This is a genomic window from Corynebacterium sp. 13CS0277 (assembly GCF_002994655.1).
Taxonomy (GTDB): Bacteria; Actinomycetota; Actinomycetes; order Mycobacteriales; family Mycobacteriaceae; genus Corynebacterium.
The window spans coordinates 35219-49711 of record NZ_PPDL01000023.1; the positions used below are offsets into that span (position 1 = coordinate 35219).

At 68.9% G+C, this 14493-nt stretch carries 14 protein-coding genes, 1 tRNA gene and 1 other RNA gene; 10 read left to right on the forward strand and 6 right to left on the reverse strand.

Features of this window, described 5'->3' with window-relative positions; genetic code table 11:
• The first annotated feature begins 413 nt into the window (after positions 1-413).
• Together C1Y63_RS10070 and C1Y63_RS10075 are read left to right on the forward strand one after the other, a co-directional pair.
• A complete protein-coding gene (locus tag C1Y63_RS10070) occupies positions 414-815 on the forward strand; it encodes a DUF3052 domain-containing protein (protein WP_106016328.1) in 402 nt (133 codons plus the stop codon).
• Positions 816-916: 101 nt separating this feature from the next.
• Positions 917-992: transfer RNA gene (locus C1Y63_RS10075), tRNA-Val, on the forward strand.
• Positions 993-1254: 262 nt separating this feature from the next.
• On the opposite strand, the gene C1Y63_RS12740 is transcribed toward C1Y63_RS10075, so the two are convergent.
• The gene (locus tag C1Y63_RS12740; protein ID WP_158256148.1) at positions 1255-1401 is read right to left on the reverse strand and encodes a hypothetical protein; all 147 of its coding nucleotides are present in this window, start codon (positions 1399-1401) and stop codon (positions 1255-1257) included.
• A 1375-nt stretch (positions 1402-2776) separates the two neighbouring features.
• Here C1Y63_RS12740 and C1Y63_RS10080 point away from each other — a divergent pair.
• Complete coding sequence (locus C1Y63_RS10080) at positions 2777-2977, forward strand: hypothetical protein (RefSeq protein WP_106016329.1); 201 nt, start codon at positions 2777-2779, stop codon at positions 2975-2977.
• A gap of 119 nt (positions 2978-3096) precedes the next feature.
• Here the strand turns inward: C1Y63_RS10080 and C1Y63_RS10085 are convergent, their stop codons facing one another.
• Positions 3097-3945, reverse strand: coding sequence for a hypothetical protein (locus tag C1Y63_RS10085; protein WP_106016330.1), 849 nt, complete (start codon positions 3943-3945; stop codon positions 3097-3099).
• A 458-nt stretch (positions 3946-4403) separates the two neighbouring features.
• Here C1Y63_RS10085 and C1Y63_RS10090 point away from each other — a divergent pair, with 458 nt between their 5' ends.
• Together C1Y63_RS10090 and C1Y63_RS10095 are read left to right on the forward strand one after the other, a co-directional pair.
• On the forward strand, positions 4404-5669 hold the full coding sequence (locus C1Y63_RS10090; protein WP_158256149.1) for an acyl-CoA thioesterase/BAAT N-terminal domain-containing protein: 1266 nt from the start codon (positions 4404-4406) through the stop codon (positions 5667-5669).
• Positions 5670-5742: 73 nt separating this feature from the next.
• Positions 5743-6690, forward strand: a complete 948-nt coding sequence (locus tag C1Y63_RS10095; RefSeq protein ID WP_106016332.1) for a CobD/CbiB family cobalamin biosynthesis protein — start codon at positions 5743-5745, stop codon at positions 6688-6690.
• A gap of 190 nt (positions 6691-6880) precedes the next feature.
• Here the strand turns inward: C1Y63_RS10095 and C1Y63_RS10100 are convergent, their stop codons facing one another.
• The 4 genes from C1Y63_RS10100 to C1Y63_RS10115 all read right to left on the reverse strand — a co-directional run bounded on the left by C1Y63_RS10100 (position 6881) and on the right by C1Y63_RS10115 (position 9601).
• On the reverse strand, positions 6881-7288 hold the full coding sequence (locus C1Y63_RS10100) for a hypothetical protein (protein WP_106016333.1): 408 nt from the start codon (positions 7286-7288) through the stop codon (positions 6881-6883).
• 164 nt (positions 7289-7452) lie between these two features.
• Positions 7453-8397: an SURF1 family protein gene (locus tag C1Y63_RS10105; protein WP_106016334.1), complete on the reverse strand. Its 945-nt coding sequence runs from the start codon at positions 8395-8397 to the stop codon at positions 7453-7455.
• A gap of 45 nt (positions 8398-8442) precedes the next feature.
• The gene (locus tag C1Y63_RS10110) at positions 8443-8973 is read right to left on the reverse strand and encodes a low molecular weight protein-tyrosine-phosphatase (protein WP_106016335.1); all 531 of its coding nucleotides are present in this window, start codon (positions 8971-8973) and stop codon (positions 8443-8445) included.
• Positions 8957-9601 (reverse strand): HAD hydrolase-like protein, encoded by a 645-nt coding sequence (locus C1Y63_RS10115; protein WP_106016336.1) that lies wholly within the window; start codon positions 9599-9601, stop codon positions 8957-8959. The genes C1Y63_RS10110 and C1Y63_RS10115 overlap by 17 nt, the downstream gene beginning before the upstream one ends.
• A 35-nt stretch (positions 9602-9636) precedes the next feature.
• Between C1Y63_RS10115 and C1Y63_RS10120 the strand changes: the two genes are divergently transcribed.
• The 5 genes from C1Y63_RS10120 to rnpB all read left to right on the forward strand — a co-directional run bounded on the left by C1Y63_RS10120 (position 9637) and on the right by rnpB (position 14354).
• Positions 9637-10764 (forward strand): aminotransferase class I/II-fold pyridoxal phosphate-dependent enzyme, encoded by a 1128-nt coding sequence (locus C1Y63_RS10120; RefSeq protein WP_106016337.1) that lies wholly within the window; start codon positions 9637-9639, stop codon positions 10762-10764.
• A gap of 102 nt (positions 10765-10866) precedes the next feature.
• Complete coding sequence (locus C1Y63_RS10125) at positions 10867-11985, forward strand: Nif3-like dinuclear metal center hexameric protein (protein WP_106016338.1); 1119 nt, start codon at positions 10867-10869, stop codon at positions 11983-11985.
• Positions 11986-12028: 43 nt separating this feature from the next.
• Entirely contained in the window at positions 12029-12733 is a 705-nt protein-coding gene (locus C1Y63_RS10130) for a zinc ribbon domain-containing protein (protein ID WP_106016339.1), read from the forward strand.
• A gap of 29 nt (positions 12734-12762) precedes the next feature.
• Entirely contained in the window at positions 12763-13893 is a 1131-nt protein-coding gene (locus C1Y63_RS10135; RefSeq protein ID WP_106016340.1) for a bifunctional RNase H/acid phosphatase, read from the forward strand.
• A gap of 17 nt (positions 13894-13910) precedes the next feature.
• Positions 13911-14354, forward strand: an RNA gene (gene rnpB, locus C1Y63_RS10140) — RNase P RNA component class A.
• Positions 14355-14493: the final 139 nt, after the last annotated feature.

Sequence of the window (14493 nt, forward strand, 5' to 3'; positions counted from 1 at the left end):
CGCAGCGTACAGGCCTCACCGGCCGCCGCCCGCGGGGGTACCAGGCGCCCCGGGAAACGCTCACCCCGCAGTCTTCACAGCGCCCGCATCACCCACGCGCATGGCCGCCCGCCCGGCAGCGCGTGCCGGCGGCGGCAGGGCGCGTGCCGCAGGCCCGATGGGGTGAGTGCGTGGCGGGTTCGGTGGGGTGGCGCGCACTTTGCGCAGGTGGGTTCTTAGAGAAAGCAGGCGAAGAAAGGTAAGGTAAGAAACATTCGGTCTCGCTGCATGCGAGACAGCTGCGAAACAGCAAGAAACAAACAACCACTTCCGCCACGCCCAACCAGTGCCCCAGAAGAGAAAAATGGGGGCGCTGCTGCGCGGGGCGTTCATGAGGAGGAACAACCACTGTGGCTGACGCTTCGAGCGAAAGCATGACCGGAACCCACGACTACGTCCGACTGCTCGGCATCTCGTCCGACGACGTGGTCCAGGAAGTCGGCTGGGACGATGATTGCGACAGCGCCATCAGTGAAGCGATCGAAGACGCCATCGGCGAGGAACTCCTCGACGAAGACACCGACGAGATGGTTGACGTCGTGCTGCTGTGGTGGCGCAAGGACGACGGCGACCCCGTCGACGGCATGGTCGACTCCCTGCGTTCCCTGAGCGACGGCGGCCGCGTCTGGCTGCTCACCCCCGGTGCCGGGAAAGCCGGCGCGATCGACCCGGGCGTCATCCAGGAATCCGCCCAGACCGCCGGTATGGTGCAGACCTCCGCGGAGCGCCTCGGCGACTGGCAGGGCTCCTGCCTCGTCAAGGGCGGCGGGCGCTAAACACCCAGGCCACAGCCGGTAGTGCTGGCCCTCACCCGACCCCGGGGTCGGCGTGCTACAGTAATACCCCGTTGCCCGGCCGCGTGCCGCGGCCGCACAGCGCGCCTTTAGCTCAGCTGGAAGAGCAGCTGGTTTACACCCAGCAGGTCGGCGGTTCGAACCCGTCAGGGCGCACCACGTCGAAGCCACTTGCCCCACCCGGCGCAAGTGGCTTTTGCCATGCCCGCGAGAGTACTCGGCTTTTTACTGAGGGCTAGAGGTGGGGTAGCTGCAGCTTCATCAGTGCTTTGGCGTGGAGGATGATAGCGGGGTGGTTGCCGTGGACGGTTAGCGCGGTCGTCTGGGCAGTTGTGTGCTGCGATGGTGTGTGACTCGTGGGGTTGGAGCTCGCATTTTTGGTGGCGCTGATCATGAAGAATGACATGGTGCTTGACAGGGGTCAGCGCCACTTCAGCCATTCTTTGAAGATGCGTGCCGTGTCGATAGTCGATGCGATGGCGGATACGAGGATCAGGACGAGGCCGAGGGGCGGGTAGACGAGCAGGCTGATGAGGCCTGCGACGTACAGTGTCGTGAGAAGGTCCATGGTGAAGGCTTTCTTCGTTGGTGAGGAGGCACTCGGGGGAGTCCTCCTGGGTCATGGCGTATACAGGTGGTCTTTATATCCGATGCTGCCGGATCGTCAGGCTGCTTCCATCGAACAACTGACCGAGTTAAGTCCTGGTGGCCAGGGAAAAGTGGTGCGATTCTAGGTCGGGTCTGGAATTGGATGTGCCTCCACAGCGAAGGGGGCGCCATGGTCACTTTCATGCCCCGCCACCCGGCTGGTGGGTCGCGAGATGAGGCAACTGGCGAAGCGGTCGATTCCCACACTGTCGCTGCGGCCAGTAGCTCTACCTGCCGGAGTAGTTTCTCGCGCGGCGTCGATGTGGGTCGCTTGTGCATGCACCCCAGGGGCGCGGCGGGCGGCGCGACCGCCAAGACTTCCCTCGGGGTGGATCCACATCTGTGCAAGCTGCTGGGGCGCTCGTGCGCTCGATGTGGCGCAGATGTTGGTTGGCGCCGGCGATGAGGGGTGCGCGTGGACGGGAACGTCGTCGCCGGGAAGTGGGTGGGGTCAGCCGGAGCCTCTGTGACGTGAGCCTTTCGCTGTACACACTCAACGCGGCGGTCCCTGTCGAGGGGGCGGGAAGTGCCCAGGGGCGAATGGGCCCTCCCGTCTGTCGAACGAGTGCTGCGTAATCGTGCTTCGTATGCGCAGGGCTCAAAGGAGTAGATCGCGGCCCCTTGCAAGAGTTGCGGAGCCGGCCCCGATCGGTGGGTCTGTGCGGTCTTGGCTCTGGGGAAGGGGTTGGGCTGCTGGCGCCTCACAGGGCAGGTCGTTTCGTGGGGGAGGCCCATTTTTTTTCACGCGGGGGCGCGGACGCCGAAATGGGCGCTTAAGCCTAGGGCAATGATAATTATTCACCAAAATGTATGGCATTCACTGCGGGTTCTGCAGATTATGTCTTGTAGTGAATGACATGTCTACCGTTCTGGCGGCCTGTTCGGGTGGGTTCTTGTTGGCTGCGGGTCGGCGTTGACGTGACATCTACTGTGACTCCTGTGCCCAGTGGGACGTGGCCTATCGCTCGATAGGTGCAGGTTGTCGGACCTTTTTAGGGGTCCCCACATGCGTTTCTGATGGTTGAAAACTATGATGTTTACCACTATGGGGAGGTGTCCCTGGGGGTGGGTTTCGTGGTCAGGTGAGGCCGAAAAGGTGCAGCTCTGAGGCGATTTTTCCGCCCCTCGACGCGTGGTGTGCGCCATGCTTATGGTGTGACGTATTGCTGCCTAGCAGTGGATATAGGGGTTCAACATTGCTTACTCTGGGTCGAAAGGTAAACCCTCACCGTGGTGTCACGAAGCTCTGGGTTGACCGTCCGAGATTTTTCAGGATTCCTCCAGGGAGGCTAGTTATGTTCGAGACCATGAACGCCATCAATGCAATGAATACGAATACTCAGCGCACCGACAATGTCATCGAGATCGCTGAGGGCAACCGGCGCACCGCGCGCCGCAACACCGAGGACCTCTTCTACCGAGTCAACAGGTTCAACGACCCGTACTCGCAGCAGGAGACCTCGGGGCTCTACGACGACGAGAGGCTTGCGGGCTAGTCCCCAGCCCCCGGTGTCGCGCACGATGCGCGCACAGACGCCCGCCACGGATTCGGTCATCCGTGGCGGGCGTCGTCGTGTCTTTTGGGTGAGGTGCTGCGTGGCCGGTCGCGGAGCAGTTACTCCTCCGGCGCCGCTTCCTCGGCGGGTGGTTCGGGGGTTTCTGCCGGCGGCTCCACGTTCTCCGCGGCGTCCGCCGCTGGCGGCTCGTCCGCGGGCGGTTCCTCCGGGGTGGGCTCCTGCGGTGCCGGCTCGCCGGGGGTGGCGGGGAGGTGGCAGCGGCTGATGCGGTCCCCGGCGACCAGGCCCGCCACTGTCTGCTCGTCGAAACGGAACGTCGTCGCATCCTGCGCCGGGATCACCACCGTGGCCTGCCCTTCGTCGGGGGAGAGGGTGTAGAAATCGCCGATGAAGGTGCGGTCCTGCCCCTCAATTTTCAGGTAGTTCTCCTGCAGCTGCGCCTCCCGCACCACCAGTCGGCGCACTGCAGGTGCCGTGGCCTCGTCGAGGCTCTTCGTGCCATCCAGCTGGACGACGGTCGCCGTGAAATCTGCGGGCAGGAAATCGTTCAAGTAGAACGTCACCTGCGGGCCCTTGTGGGTGTCCTCCACGGCGGCGAGGTGCACCACCCCCTGGTCGACCTTCTTCTGCTGGCCCTGCTCGGTGAGCTCAAAATGCTGGCACTCCATCGCCCGCGCCCCGGGGTTGAGGGGGATGTCCTGGTTGGGGCCCACCACCTGCGGGGTGCCTGTGGCGTGCAGGTCTTCTGCGCTGATGCTCGTCATCGGCGCCAGCACCGTCGTCCGTGTGGAAGGGCCCGCGGCCGTATCCTCGCCCCCACACGCCGCCAGGGTGGGCGCGGGAAGCATGAGCGCCAGCAACACTCCACCCCGCCACAGGCCGGGGGTTGTCCGGCGGGTGGTCGAGGTGCGGGCGGGGGAGGAAAACAACACGTCAATCACGTCCAAGCCGCGAGAAAAACACAACAAACGAAGGTCGGGCAGCCCGGGTGTGTCCCGCGCGCGGGTGCGGCGTGAGTCGCGCGCGATCGGCGAGGGTGGCACAACCTGTGGGCGTCCCCTGGGTGCCCCGTGGGGTACCCGATGTAGATAGATTAACCAACACACGTCCACCGCCACACACCCCGGTAGCAGATGTGACGCACGCGCGGTGCGGCGCCGGCGGCCCAGCGGGTGCGTGTGTGGGGCGGATGTGGGCCTGTGGTGTGCCCGGTGGCCGGCGGCGCTGCGCGCGTGGGGGAGTGGACGGCTGTCCGCGGCCCAGCGGGGATGGTGCCGAGCGTGTCCGCTCCTGCCCGATTGGGTGGGATATGCCACCGTGGCGAACCTGTTGTGCCAGGTCGCGGTGTGGGGGTGTGTGGGTTTTCGGCGCGCACGTGCGGGGGTCCGGACTACAATCGGCGCACATGCACCTCGAGGTCCAGCCGATCACCGCCATCAACGCGCCGCTGCCCATCCAGGTCGGCGACGTCGACCCCGGCGCCATCGTGCACCTGGCCTACCAGGCCACCGATCACGCCGGCCACGTCTTCGAAACCACCCAGCGCTTCCAGGCCGACGCCACAGGCCACGTCGACACCGCCACCAGCCTGCCGCGCACCGCCGCCTGGCACCCGGCGCACAGCCTCGGGCCGGTGTGGGTCATGAGCGGCCCCGGGGTGGGGTTCTGCCTCCACGGGGCGAAAGGGATCACGCTCACGGTGACGGCCCGCACCAAGGGGCAGCCGGGGGCGATGACGACGGTGCAGCGGATCTTCTCCCGCACCATCGCACCTTTCGCGGTCGCGGGCTTCGGCGGCTACCAGCCCACCCGGGGTGCCGGGCACCCCGTGGTGCTGCTCCTCGGGGACGCGGTGGGCCAACCCCACCCCGAGGGCGCGGACCTCGACGCCGCCGCAGCGGAACTCGCAGGCGAAGGCTTCCGCGTGCTCACCGCCGGTTGGGCGCTCGGCGCGGGGGAGCAGATCGCCGTCGCCGACTGCCTGGCCCAGGTCCGCGACCTCATCGCCGCCTGCGGGCCCATCGCCCTCGTCGGCATGGGGCGCGGCGCGGAGCTCGCACTGCTGCTCGCCGGGGAGATCAGCCGCACCGCGCCGCAGGACCTCTACGCCGTCGTCGCGCATTCCCCCAGCGACATCGTCACCCTCACCCCGCACCCCCGCCGCCCGGAACCCACCTTCAGCGACCGGGAGGCGCTCGCCGCCGACAGTAGCTTCGGCGTGGGCTGGCAGGCGTTCCTCCAACCCACCCTCACCGGCAAACCCTGGGAGATCGGCAGCTTCTACAGCCGCGCCCGCGAGCACGCCACCGAGGACGCACTCGCCGCCGCCACCATCGACATCCACGCCCTCCAGGCGCCGCTGCTGCTCACCGCGGGGGAGGGGGATGCCGTGTGGGATGCGCCCCGCGCCTGCCGGCGCCTCGCGCACGCCGCCACCTGCGAGGTGTTCACCAAGCTCTACGAGCACGCCGGCTACGGCATCGGCTACCCCTTCAGCTTCGGCGGGCTCCCCCAACACGCCACCATCACCCTCTACGGCCACAAGGTCGCCACCGGCGGCACGCCCGCCGACCGGGGAGCTGCAGCCGGCGCTAGCAAGGAGCAGGTCACCAGCTTCCTGCGCAGCGCTGCCGACGCCGCCACCGAGGACACCCACAGCCCCACCCCGTAGGGGCCGCCGGGGCTCTTCCCGGCGCGGGGCGTGGGCGGAGACCGGGCGCGGGCAAGCGTTTAAGCTAAGCGGCATGACAACCTACCTTGGGCGGGCAGTGGGCATCGCGGTCGGGGTGGCCGCCGACCGGATCCTGCCGGACCCCACCCACCACCACCCCGTCGCCCTATTCGGCCGCTACGCCACCTGGGTGGAACGCCACACCTACCGGCCCACCACCACAGCCGGCGCCGTCTACGTCGCCGCCACCTGCATCCCGCCCGTTGTCGCCACAGCGTGGCTTGCCAAGGTGTTGCCGCGCCCCGTCGTCCTCGCAGCCAGCCTCTGGGCAGCCCTCGGGGCCGCCACCCTGGAGCGCACCGGCACCCACATGCACGCCGCCCTCGCCGCCGGCGACGAAGACGCCGCCCGCGGCTGGGTGCCGTGGCTGTGCTCCCGGGACCCTGAGCACCTCGACGCCGCCGGCATGGCCCGCGCCACCGTCGAATCACTCGCAGAAAACACCAGCGACGCCACCATCGCCCCCATCGTCTGGGCGGCACTCGCCGGCGCGCCGGGAGTCGTCCTCCACCGCTGTGTCAACACCCTCGATGCGATGGTCGGCTACCGCAACGAACGCTACAGCCGCTTTGGTACCGCCGCCGCCCGCCTCGACGACGTGCTGGCCTGGATCCCCGCCCGGCTGACGGCGATGTACCACGTCCTGCTCGCCGGGGAGAACCACGCGGTCGCCAGACAAGCCTGGCGGGAACAGGCCAGCGCCCACCCCTCTCCCAACGCAGGCCCCGTTGAAGCCACCGCCGCCGGCGCCCTCGGAGTCCGTCTCGGCGGCACCACCATCTACCCCCACGGGGTGGAGCACCGCCCCGAACTCGGCTACGGGCCCGCCCCCACCACCGACACCATCCCCCAGGCCGTGCGGCTTGCGCGCCGCACGGAGCTTCTTGCCGCCGCCGACGCCATCGGCGACCTCCTCGCCTGCCACCTGCTGCGCAGCCGCAGGAAGCGCCGCCACCGCTAGACCCCGCACGCACCTCCGCAGGACCCCATGACTACTCGTGAGACGCGGCGGCGCGTGTGGGCGTGGCACAAAGACACCCCAGCCACCAGGGGTGGCTGGGGCTGAGATGGGGTCCTTTAGGAGGACAGCGACGAGCCGCCGAAGCTTCCCGCCTGCCGCAGGCCCGCCGGCGGGGTCGTGCCGCCAGGCGTCAAGGAGTCCTTGAACCCCCGCACTCGGTGAGCTTGTTGTCCCAGAGCGCCATCGTCGCGTCGAAGATTCCCCGCGCCCGCTGTTTCTGCGCGGCAGTGAACTTCCTCGCCGCGGGAGTCGTCATCTGCGCGGCGAAGCCTGCGTTCCCCAACGCCCGGAATTCCTCGCGAGTGATCGAACCAGGCGCGTAGGGAGAACTATTGGGCTGCACCACGTCCGCGATGGAAGAACAGGGCCTCGTCGGCAGATCCCTCCGATAGAAGTCGAGGAGTGCCTGCTCTTGGGCAAGGGCCTCCTCGGGCGACATATCGGACCACGAGTCGGAAGGCGCTGCGGCGCTGACAGACGTGGGCAGAGCCATGGTGGCGGCGAGCAGCGCGGCAGCAGTACGGGTGAGAAACTTCATGAGGGTCCTTCCATCGTTCGGATATGGGGCAGGTGCCGACACATACGGCGGTACCTGCGAGCGGAGGAAACGCAGCACAGGCGAGAGGAGTCCGGGCGAGCAGACCACACCCCATGGCAACGCTCGGCCTCCATCGCTGCCAGCGTGTGGGGGAGGGCCTCGGGCTAGAAGCGTTCCTCCTCCGCCAGGCCCTTGTAGTGGTCCGGGCGGTTGCCGTAGCGGGCGCGCCGGGCACGGCGCTGTTGCGGCTGGGGTGCTGCGGCCGGGAGATCGTCCGCGCTGGGCGAGTGCGCAGGGGTGTCCTCGGGGGCGGCGGGGAGCTGCGCCTCCGGGGAGGAATCAGCAGCAGTGTCCGAGTCGGAGTCGGTGCCTGCGGCATCCTCCCGGCGTTCCTTGAGCTCCGCGCGCACGAAATACACCAGCGCCAGCGGGGCCATGATGCCGAACGCAATCCACTGAATGCCATAGGACAGGTAGGGGCCCGGCTCCAACTGGGGTAGGGGGATGGCGGTGAGCCCACCCGGCTGATCCGCCGCCAGCTGCACATAGTCCGTGCCCAGCGGCTGGTCGAGAAGCTCCGCCACCTCGTGCGTGGAAATCCCCGCCACCTGCTGGAAGCCATCGCGCTCCACCGCAGGGGTCGTGGGCCGGCCCTCCGTGTGGCGGGCAAAACCCGTCACCGTCACCTCCCCGGACGGCGGGGCAGGAAGCTGCGGGGCGACGTTCGGGGTGGCGGGCACAAACCCGCGGTTGAGCATGAGCACCAGCCCCCCATCGGTGACGAAAGGCACCAGCGATTGGTAGGCCTGCTGGCCGTCGAGGGGGCGCATGCGCACCAACACTTGCGCGTCGTCGACATAGTGGCCGTGGAGTGTCACCCGCGTCCACTCATCCACCCGCAGGCCCCCTGAGGGGCCGAACGCCTCGGCCGCGTCGATGGGGGCGCGCTCAAAGGCGGCCTCGATGTTGTGGTTGCGTTCCGCGGTGCGGGCATTCTTGCCGAGCTGCCAGGGGGCCAGCACCGTGAACGCGAGATACGCGAAGCCGATGACGGCGACGGCGGTGATCACCCAGCCGGGTTTGAGGAATGTTCTCCACGCTGCGCGCATGCTAAAAGTTCCTGACACGAGTCGCTCAACAAAGACAATCGGGGTTTAGCGGTCGGAAGAATCTTCCACTTCCGCCCGTGCCCACGCCACCAACCCCGGCAGGGCCGCGGCAATCTGCTCACCGACCTCCACGAAGCCCTCCTCGCCCCCGTAGTAGGGGTCGGCGACCTCAGCCTTCGGCGCGGCCGCCGGGTCGAAGCTCCGCAGCAGCCGGATACGTTCCTTGGTGATCCCGGCGGCCCGCAGCTCACGCACGTGCCCGGCATCCATCGCCACAAACAGGTTCGCGTCCTCGTGCTCCGGGCCGAGCTGGGCTGCCCGGTGGCGGGTGCCATCGTGGCCCAGGCGGGCCAGCTGCTCCACGGCGCGGCGATCCGCACCCTGGCCCACATGCCAGCCACCCATCCCGCAGGACGCCACCCGCACCTGGCTGGACAGCCCGGCGTCATCGATCGCGTCGGCGAACATCACGTCCGCCATGGGGGAGCGGCAAATATTGCCCGTGCACACGAACACCACATAGACGGACTCCGTGCGGGGATCCTGCGCGTGGCTGAGACTATCCGAAAAGCTCATCAATGATCCTTGCTGCGTGAGAAAAATCCTCGGCCCGGGCGTCTGCCCGCGACCACTCCTCGCTGTCACCATAACCCCAGGTGGCGGCGATGGTGGGAATGCCGTGGGCATGCGCCCCACTACTATCGTGCACCCGGTCGCCCAGCATGACGAACTCGCTGGCGCCCGCGGCGGACAGCTGGCGCAGCGCCTCGCCCACCACGTCCGCCTTGGTGGGGAACTGCTGCCCGCCGGGCGTGCCGGCGGTGGCCACCACATCGAAGAACTCCAACAGGCCCGCGTGGGCCAGTACTTTGCGCGCGAAGTGCGCGCCCTTGCTCGTCGCCGTCGCCAGCAGCCGGCCACGCGCCCGCTGGGCGGCGAGGAATTCCCGCGCCCCGGGGTAGACGGAGTAGTTCGACCAGCCGGATTCCCCATAGGCCTCCAGGTAGGCCCGCTGTGCGGCCGCCACATCGCTGGCCCCCGCCGCGGTGAGCGAGTCCACCATCGGCGGGCCCAGAATCCGCCGCAGCGGCACTCCCTCCGGGTGGGTGCCGCCCGTGGCTTTGAGGGCGTGAAGGTACGACTCGGTGACCCCGGGGAAGGAATCCACCAGGGTGCCATCCACATCAATGAGCACCGCCTGCATGCCCACCAGTATGTCACTGCCCTAGACTGCCACCTGTGAACCAGCCCCCACCCGCAGCAGACGGTGCCGCATCCTCCCAGCCCACAGCCCCCGCCGGCGCCGGGCGCGCACACCACGGCGACGATGATGCCCGTGGTGCGACCATCGACTTCGCCGTCAACGTGCGCAGCACACGGCCCCCCGCCGCCCTCGAGGAGGCGCTGGCCGCCGAACTGCCACGGCTGGGCGCCTATCCGGACCGGCACCGCCTGGCCGCCGCCACCGCCGCCATCGCGGCGCGCCTCGGGGTGCCCGCGGAGCGCACGCTGCTGCTGAGCGGGGCGAGTGAGGGCTTCGCCCTGCTGCCGGCGTTGCTCCGGCGCGGGCTGGTGGTGCACCCCGGGTTCAGCGAACCTGAGGACGCGCTGCGCGCGCAGGGGGTGCCCACGCGCCGCATTGTGCTGCCCGCCCCCTGGGATGGTGCCGCCCTGGAAGGGGCACTCGCGGCCGCGCCGCCGCGCGCCGGCGACGGGCTCATCATCGGTAACCCCACCAACCCCACCGGGCGTGCCTTCGACCCCGAACTCCTCGCCCGCCTGGCAGGCCCCGGCCTGCTCATCGTCGACGAGGCCTTCGCGGACGTCTCCCCGGGGGTGAGCAGCGCCCTGCCGCTCGCGGCCGCGCGCGAGCGCGTGCTGGTGCTGCGCAGCCTGACGAAAACCTTCGCGCTGGCGGGGCTGCGCTGCGGGGTCGCCGTCGGCCACCCGGACCTCTTGGCGGCACTCGCCGCCCGCCGCCCCCACTGGCCGCTGAGCAGTCTGCAGCTCGCCGCGGTCGAGTGGGCCGCGCAGGTCGCAGACGAGCACTACGCCACCATTGCGCAGCAGGCGGCGGAAGAAAAAGCTGCCCTCCTTGCCGCCCTCGCCCCCTTCGGCATCACAGCCGCCTGCCCCAGCGCCGCCCCCTATGTGCTCGTGCGGCTGCCCTGGCCGCCGGAGGTGTGCCGCGCCGTGCGGGAACGCCTGCGCGCCCGCGGGGTGGCGGTGCGGCGCTGCGACACCTTCCCCGGGCTGGGGGAGCAGTACTGGCGGCTCGCCGCCCGCGGTGCGGACGCCCGCGAGGGCCTCGTGGCGGCCCTGCGTCACATCGTCGACGCCCCGCCCCGCCCGGGGCAGTACGATTGAGGCTCTCCACTAGCAACGCCGCGCCGGTGCGCTTGTCGCCGCGCGGTGCTGGTGACGAGTGTTGACCAAGAATAGGGATGTAAAGGAACCCCCGTGAGCAGGATGACCGTCGGCGATGTGCGCGCCGTCTTCGACCAGGCCTACCCGCCGCACCTGGCAGAGAGCTGGGATGCCGTCGGGCTCGTGTGCGGCGACCCGAATGCTGAGGTCCGCCACGTGGCGTTCGCCCTCGACTGCACTGACGCCGTCGCCGCCGAAGCTGTTGCCCGCGGCGCCGACATGCTGGTCGTGCACCACCCGCTGCTGCTGCGGGGCGTGACCTCCATCGCGGCAGACACCCCGAAGGGGAAAGTCCTCCACCGGCTGCTCACCGGCGGGGTGGCACTGTTCGCCGCCCACACCAACGCCGACGCCGCCCGCCCTGGCGTCAACGACCAACTGGCCACCACCTTGGGCCTCATCCCCGGGGCCCCGCTGGCACCGAAACCCGCCGACGGGGTCGACCTGTGGGGCGTGCACGTCCCCGCGGGCGCCGTCGACGCCGTCCAGGAGGCGATCTTCGCCGCCGGGGGCGGCACCATCGGCGACTACAGCGAGTGCGCCTACCGGGTCGAGGGCACCGGCCAATTCACTCCCCAGCCGGGCGCCCACCCCACCGCCGGCACCATCGGCGAGCGCCACACCACCGACGAGACCCGCATCAGCTTCGTCGCGCCTGCCGCCCGCCGCGCCGCCATTCGGGCCGCGATCCTCGACTCGCACCCCTATGAGGAACCCGCCTACGATTGCGTGGCGCAGGTCGCCCACGCCCCCTCCGATGTGGGCATCGGGCGGGTGTGTACCCTCCCGGAGCCGATGACGCTCGCGGAGTTCACCCAGCAGGTCGCCGATCGGCTGCCCTCCACCGTGTGGGGGGTGCGCGCCGCCGGCGACCCGGAGGCCATCATCCGCACCGTGGCGGTCGCCAGCGGCTCCGGCGACAGCTTCCTCGACACCGTCCGCAGCCTCGGCGTTGACTGCTTCGTCAGCTCCGACCTGCGCCACCACCCCGTCGACGAATTCCTGCGCGCCGGCGGGCCCGCTGTCATCGACACCGCCCACTGGGCGAGCGAATTCCCCTGGGTGTACCAGGCGCAGCAGATCCTGCAGCAGCAGCTGCCCGGTGTGGAGACCAGCATCATTGAGCTGCGCACCGACCCCTGGGTGCTCTCCGCCCACTAGAGCCCACCCAGCCGTATGCCCGTATTTGTGTGAAGGAACCGACGTGAAGCTTTCCCCCGATGCGCAACGCATCTTGCTCCAACTGGCGGCTGCCGACCTCACCGTCGCCGCCGACAAGGACCTCCCCGAGGAGCAGCAGTACCAGGAACTGCTCCAGGAACGCGCCCGCCTGCGCGACAGCTCTGCCGCCAGCCACATGCGGGCCGCCGACGTGGAGCTGGAACTGCGCAAACTCGACGCCGACATCAACAAACTCCGCCGCCGCGAAAAAGCCAACGTCAAGGGCCTGTCCGCGGCGGTTGACCAGGACACCCGCCGCGACCTCGAACACGACCTCGTCTCCACGCGGCGCAGGCTCGCCACCCTGCTCGACTCCCGGGAGGCGCTCGTCGCCCGCATCGACGCCCACGCCCTCAACGAGGGCAGCGCCGGCGCCCACTCCGACGAACTCGATGAGAAAATTGCCGCCGCCCGCCGCGCCCTCGACGCCGCCCGCGCCGCCTACGACAGCGTCCGGGAGGAACGCGAACAGAAGATCCGCGCGCTGCGGGAGAAGATCCCCGCGGACGTCCTCGCCGAGTACGACACCCAGCGCGAGGACCAGGGCGTCGGCGCCGCCCTGTTCACCGGGCGGGTGTGCCGCGGCTGCCACGTGCACCTCGCCCCCACCGCCGTCCGCGAGATCCTCGCCACCCCCGCCGATGAGCTGCCGCACTGCCCCGAGTGCGGCACCCTCCTCGTGCGCTAAACCCCCACCTCACCCGAAAGGTCACGCTTATGCGGCTCGTCATTGAAGCGGACGGCGGTTCCCGCGGCAACCCCGGAACCGCCGGCTCCGGCACCGTCATCCTCAGCGAGGACGGAAAACGCGTCCTCGGCCGCATTGCGGAATTCATCGGCGAAGAAACCAACAACGTCGCCGAATACCGGGCGCTGCTCAACGGGCTGCGCGCAGCACAAGCCCTCGGTGCGCAGTCCGTGGCGGTCCACATGGACTCCAAACTCGTCGTCGAGCAAATGACCGGCCGGTGGAAAATCAAACACCCCGACATGCGGGCATTGGCCATCGAATGCCGGGATCTCGCCGCCCAGATCGGGCAGGTCAGCTACACGTGGGTGCCGCGGGCGAAAAACTCCCGCGCCGACGAGCTCGCCAACAAAGCCATGGACGCCGGCGCCGCCGGCCACGAGGCCGGCTACCTCGACGGCTACGGCATCGCCGACCTCAGTGCCCCTGAGAAGGAGACCACGGCCGCACCTGCGGGCGTGCCGTCGACCCCGCAGCTGGGGTGGGCCACCATGGCGCCGACCCGCCTGTACTTGGCCCGCCACGGGCAAACCGAACACTCCCAGCGCGGCGTCTACAGCGGTAATGGCTCCAACCCGCCGCTGACCGACCTCGGGCACACCCAAGCCGAACGGCTCGCCGCGATGCTTGCCGGCCGCGAGGACATCACCGCCATCGTCGCCAGCCCCCAGCTGCGCGCCCAACAAACCGCCCACCACATCGCCGACGCCCTCGGTCTCACAGTCGACACCCTCGAGCTCCTCCACGAACTCGACTTCGGCGCGTGGGAAGGCCTCGACTTCGCGGAAGCCCACGCCGCCGACGAAGAACTCCACAGCCGCTGGCTCAGCGACACCTCCGTCGCCCCGCCCGGCGGCGAATCCCTCCAATCCGCCTACCGCCGGGCGAAGAAAGCACTCGCCCACATCACCGACACCTACGGCGCCACCGGAGTCGTCGTCGTCAGCCACGTCACCCCCATCAAGAGCCTCCTGCGCATCGCGCTCGACGCCGGGCCCAGCTTCTACCACCGGCTCCACCTCGACCTCGCGAGCCTGTCCATCGCCGAGTTCTATGCTGACGGGCCAACCTCCGTCAAACTCATCGGCGCCGTGGGGTAACATTCCAGGGTGCGACTGCATGAACCCCGGGCGATTGCGGCCGCCGGAACACCCCACCCGTCGCGGTGGGGCCGCCGGCAGTCGAGGAAAGTCCGGACTCCACATGCGTGACGGTGGTTGCTAACGGCAACCCAGGGCAACCTGCGGGACAGTGCCACAGAAAACAGACCGCCTGCCACGGCAGGTCAGGGTGAAAAGGTGCGGTAAGAGCGCACCAGCGGCCCAGGTGACTGGGCCGGCTAGGTAAACCCCACCGGGAGCAATGCCAAGCCGCGACACCACCAGTGGTGTTTCGGGCACGTAGATCCCTCCACCCCTCGTAATGAGGGGCAGGGATGCTGGGCACGCGCCAGTGTCAACGTGCGGGTAGGCAGCTTGAGGGCACCAGCAATGGTGACCCCAGATGGATGATCGCCCCCGCAGTAGCGGGACAGAATCCGGCTTATAGGGGATCTGCAGTCGCCCCCAACGTCCAACGCCCCGGTGCAGCCACACGGGTTAAACGACAAAATGTGTGTCTGGGCGGCGTGTCGCGTTCGAATGACCCGAAGTGTTACCTACTTCATAGGGCCCTTGCGGATGCCCATAGAATGTGAGTAG

What these genes read in the sequence shown, in the direction of transcription:
- C1Y63_RS10070 (WP_106016328.1), top strand. Translation starts at nt 414, where the DNA reads ATGACCGGAACCCACGACTACGTCCGACTGCTCGGCATCTCGTCCGAC.
- C1Y63_RS12740 (WP_158256148.1), bottom strand. Translation starts at nt 1,401, where the DNA reads ATGGACCTTCTCACGACACTGTACGTCGCAGGCCTCATCAGCCTGCTC.
- C1Y63_RS10080 (WP_106016329.1), top strand. Translation starts at nt 2,777, where the DNA reads ATGTTCGAGACCATGAACGCCATCAATGCAATGAATACGAATACTCAG.
- C1Y63_RS10090 (WP_158256149.1), top strand. Translation starts at nt 4,404, where the DNA reads ATGCACCTCGAGGTCCAGCCGATCACCGCCATCAACGCGCCGCTGCCC.
- C1Y63_RS10095 (WP_106016332.1), top strand. Translation starts at nt 5,743, where the DNA reads ATGACAACCTACCTTGGGCGGGCAGTGGGCATCGCGGTCGGGGTGGCC.
- C1Y63_RS10100 (WP_106016333.1), bottom strand. Translation starts at nt 7,288, where the DNA reads ATGAAGTTTCTCACCCGTACTGCTGCCGCGCTGCTCGCCGCCACCATG.
- C1Y63_RS10105 (WP_106016334.1), bottom strand. Translation starts at nt 8,397, where the DNA reads ATGCGCGCAGCGTGGAGAACATTCCTCAAACCCGGCTGGGTGATCACC.
- C1Y63_RS10110 (WP_106016335.1), bottom strand. Translation starts at nt 8,973, where the DNA reads ATGAGCTTTTCGGATAGTCTCAGCCACGCGCAGGATCCCCGCACGGAG.
- C1Y63_RS10115 (WP_106016336.1), bottom strand. Translation starts at nt 9,601, where the DNA reads ATGCAGGCGGTGCTCATTGATGTGGATGGCACCCTGGTGGATTCCTTC.
- C1Y63_RS10125 (WP_106016338.1), top strand. Translation starts at nt 10,867, where the DNA reads ATGACCGTCGGCGATGTGCGCGCCGTCTTCGACCAGGCCTACCCGCCG.
- C1Y63_RS10135 (WP_106016340.1), top strand. Translation starts at nt 12,763, where the DNA reads ATGCGGCTCGTCATTGAAGCGGACGGCGGTTCCCGCGGCAACCCCGGA.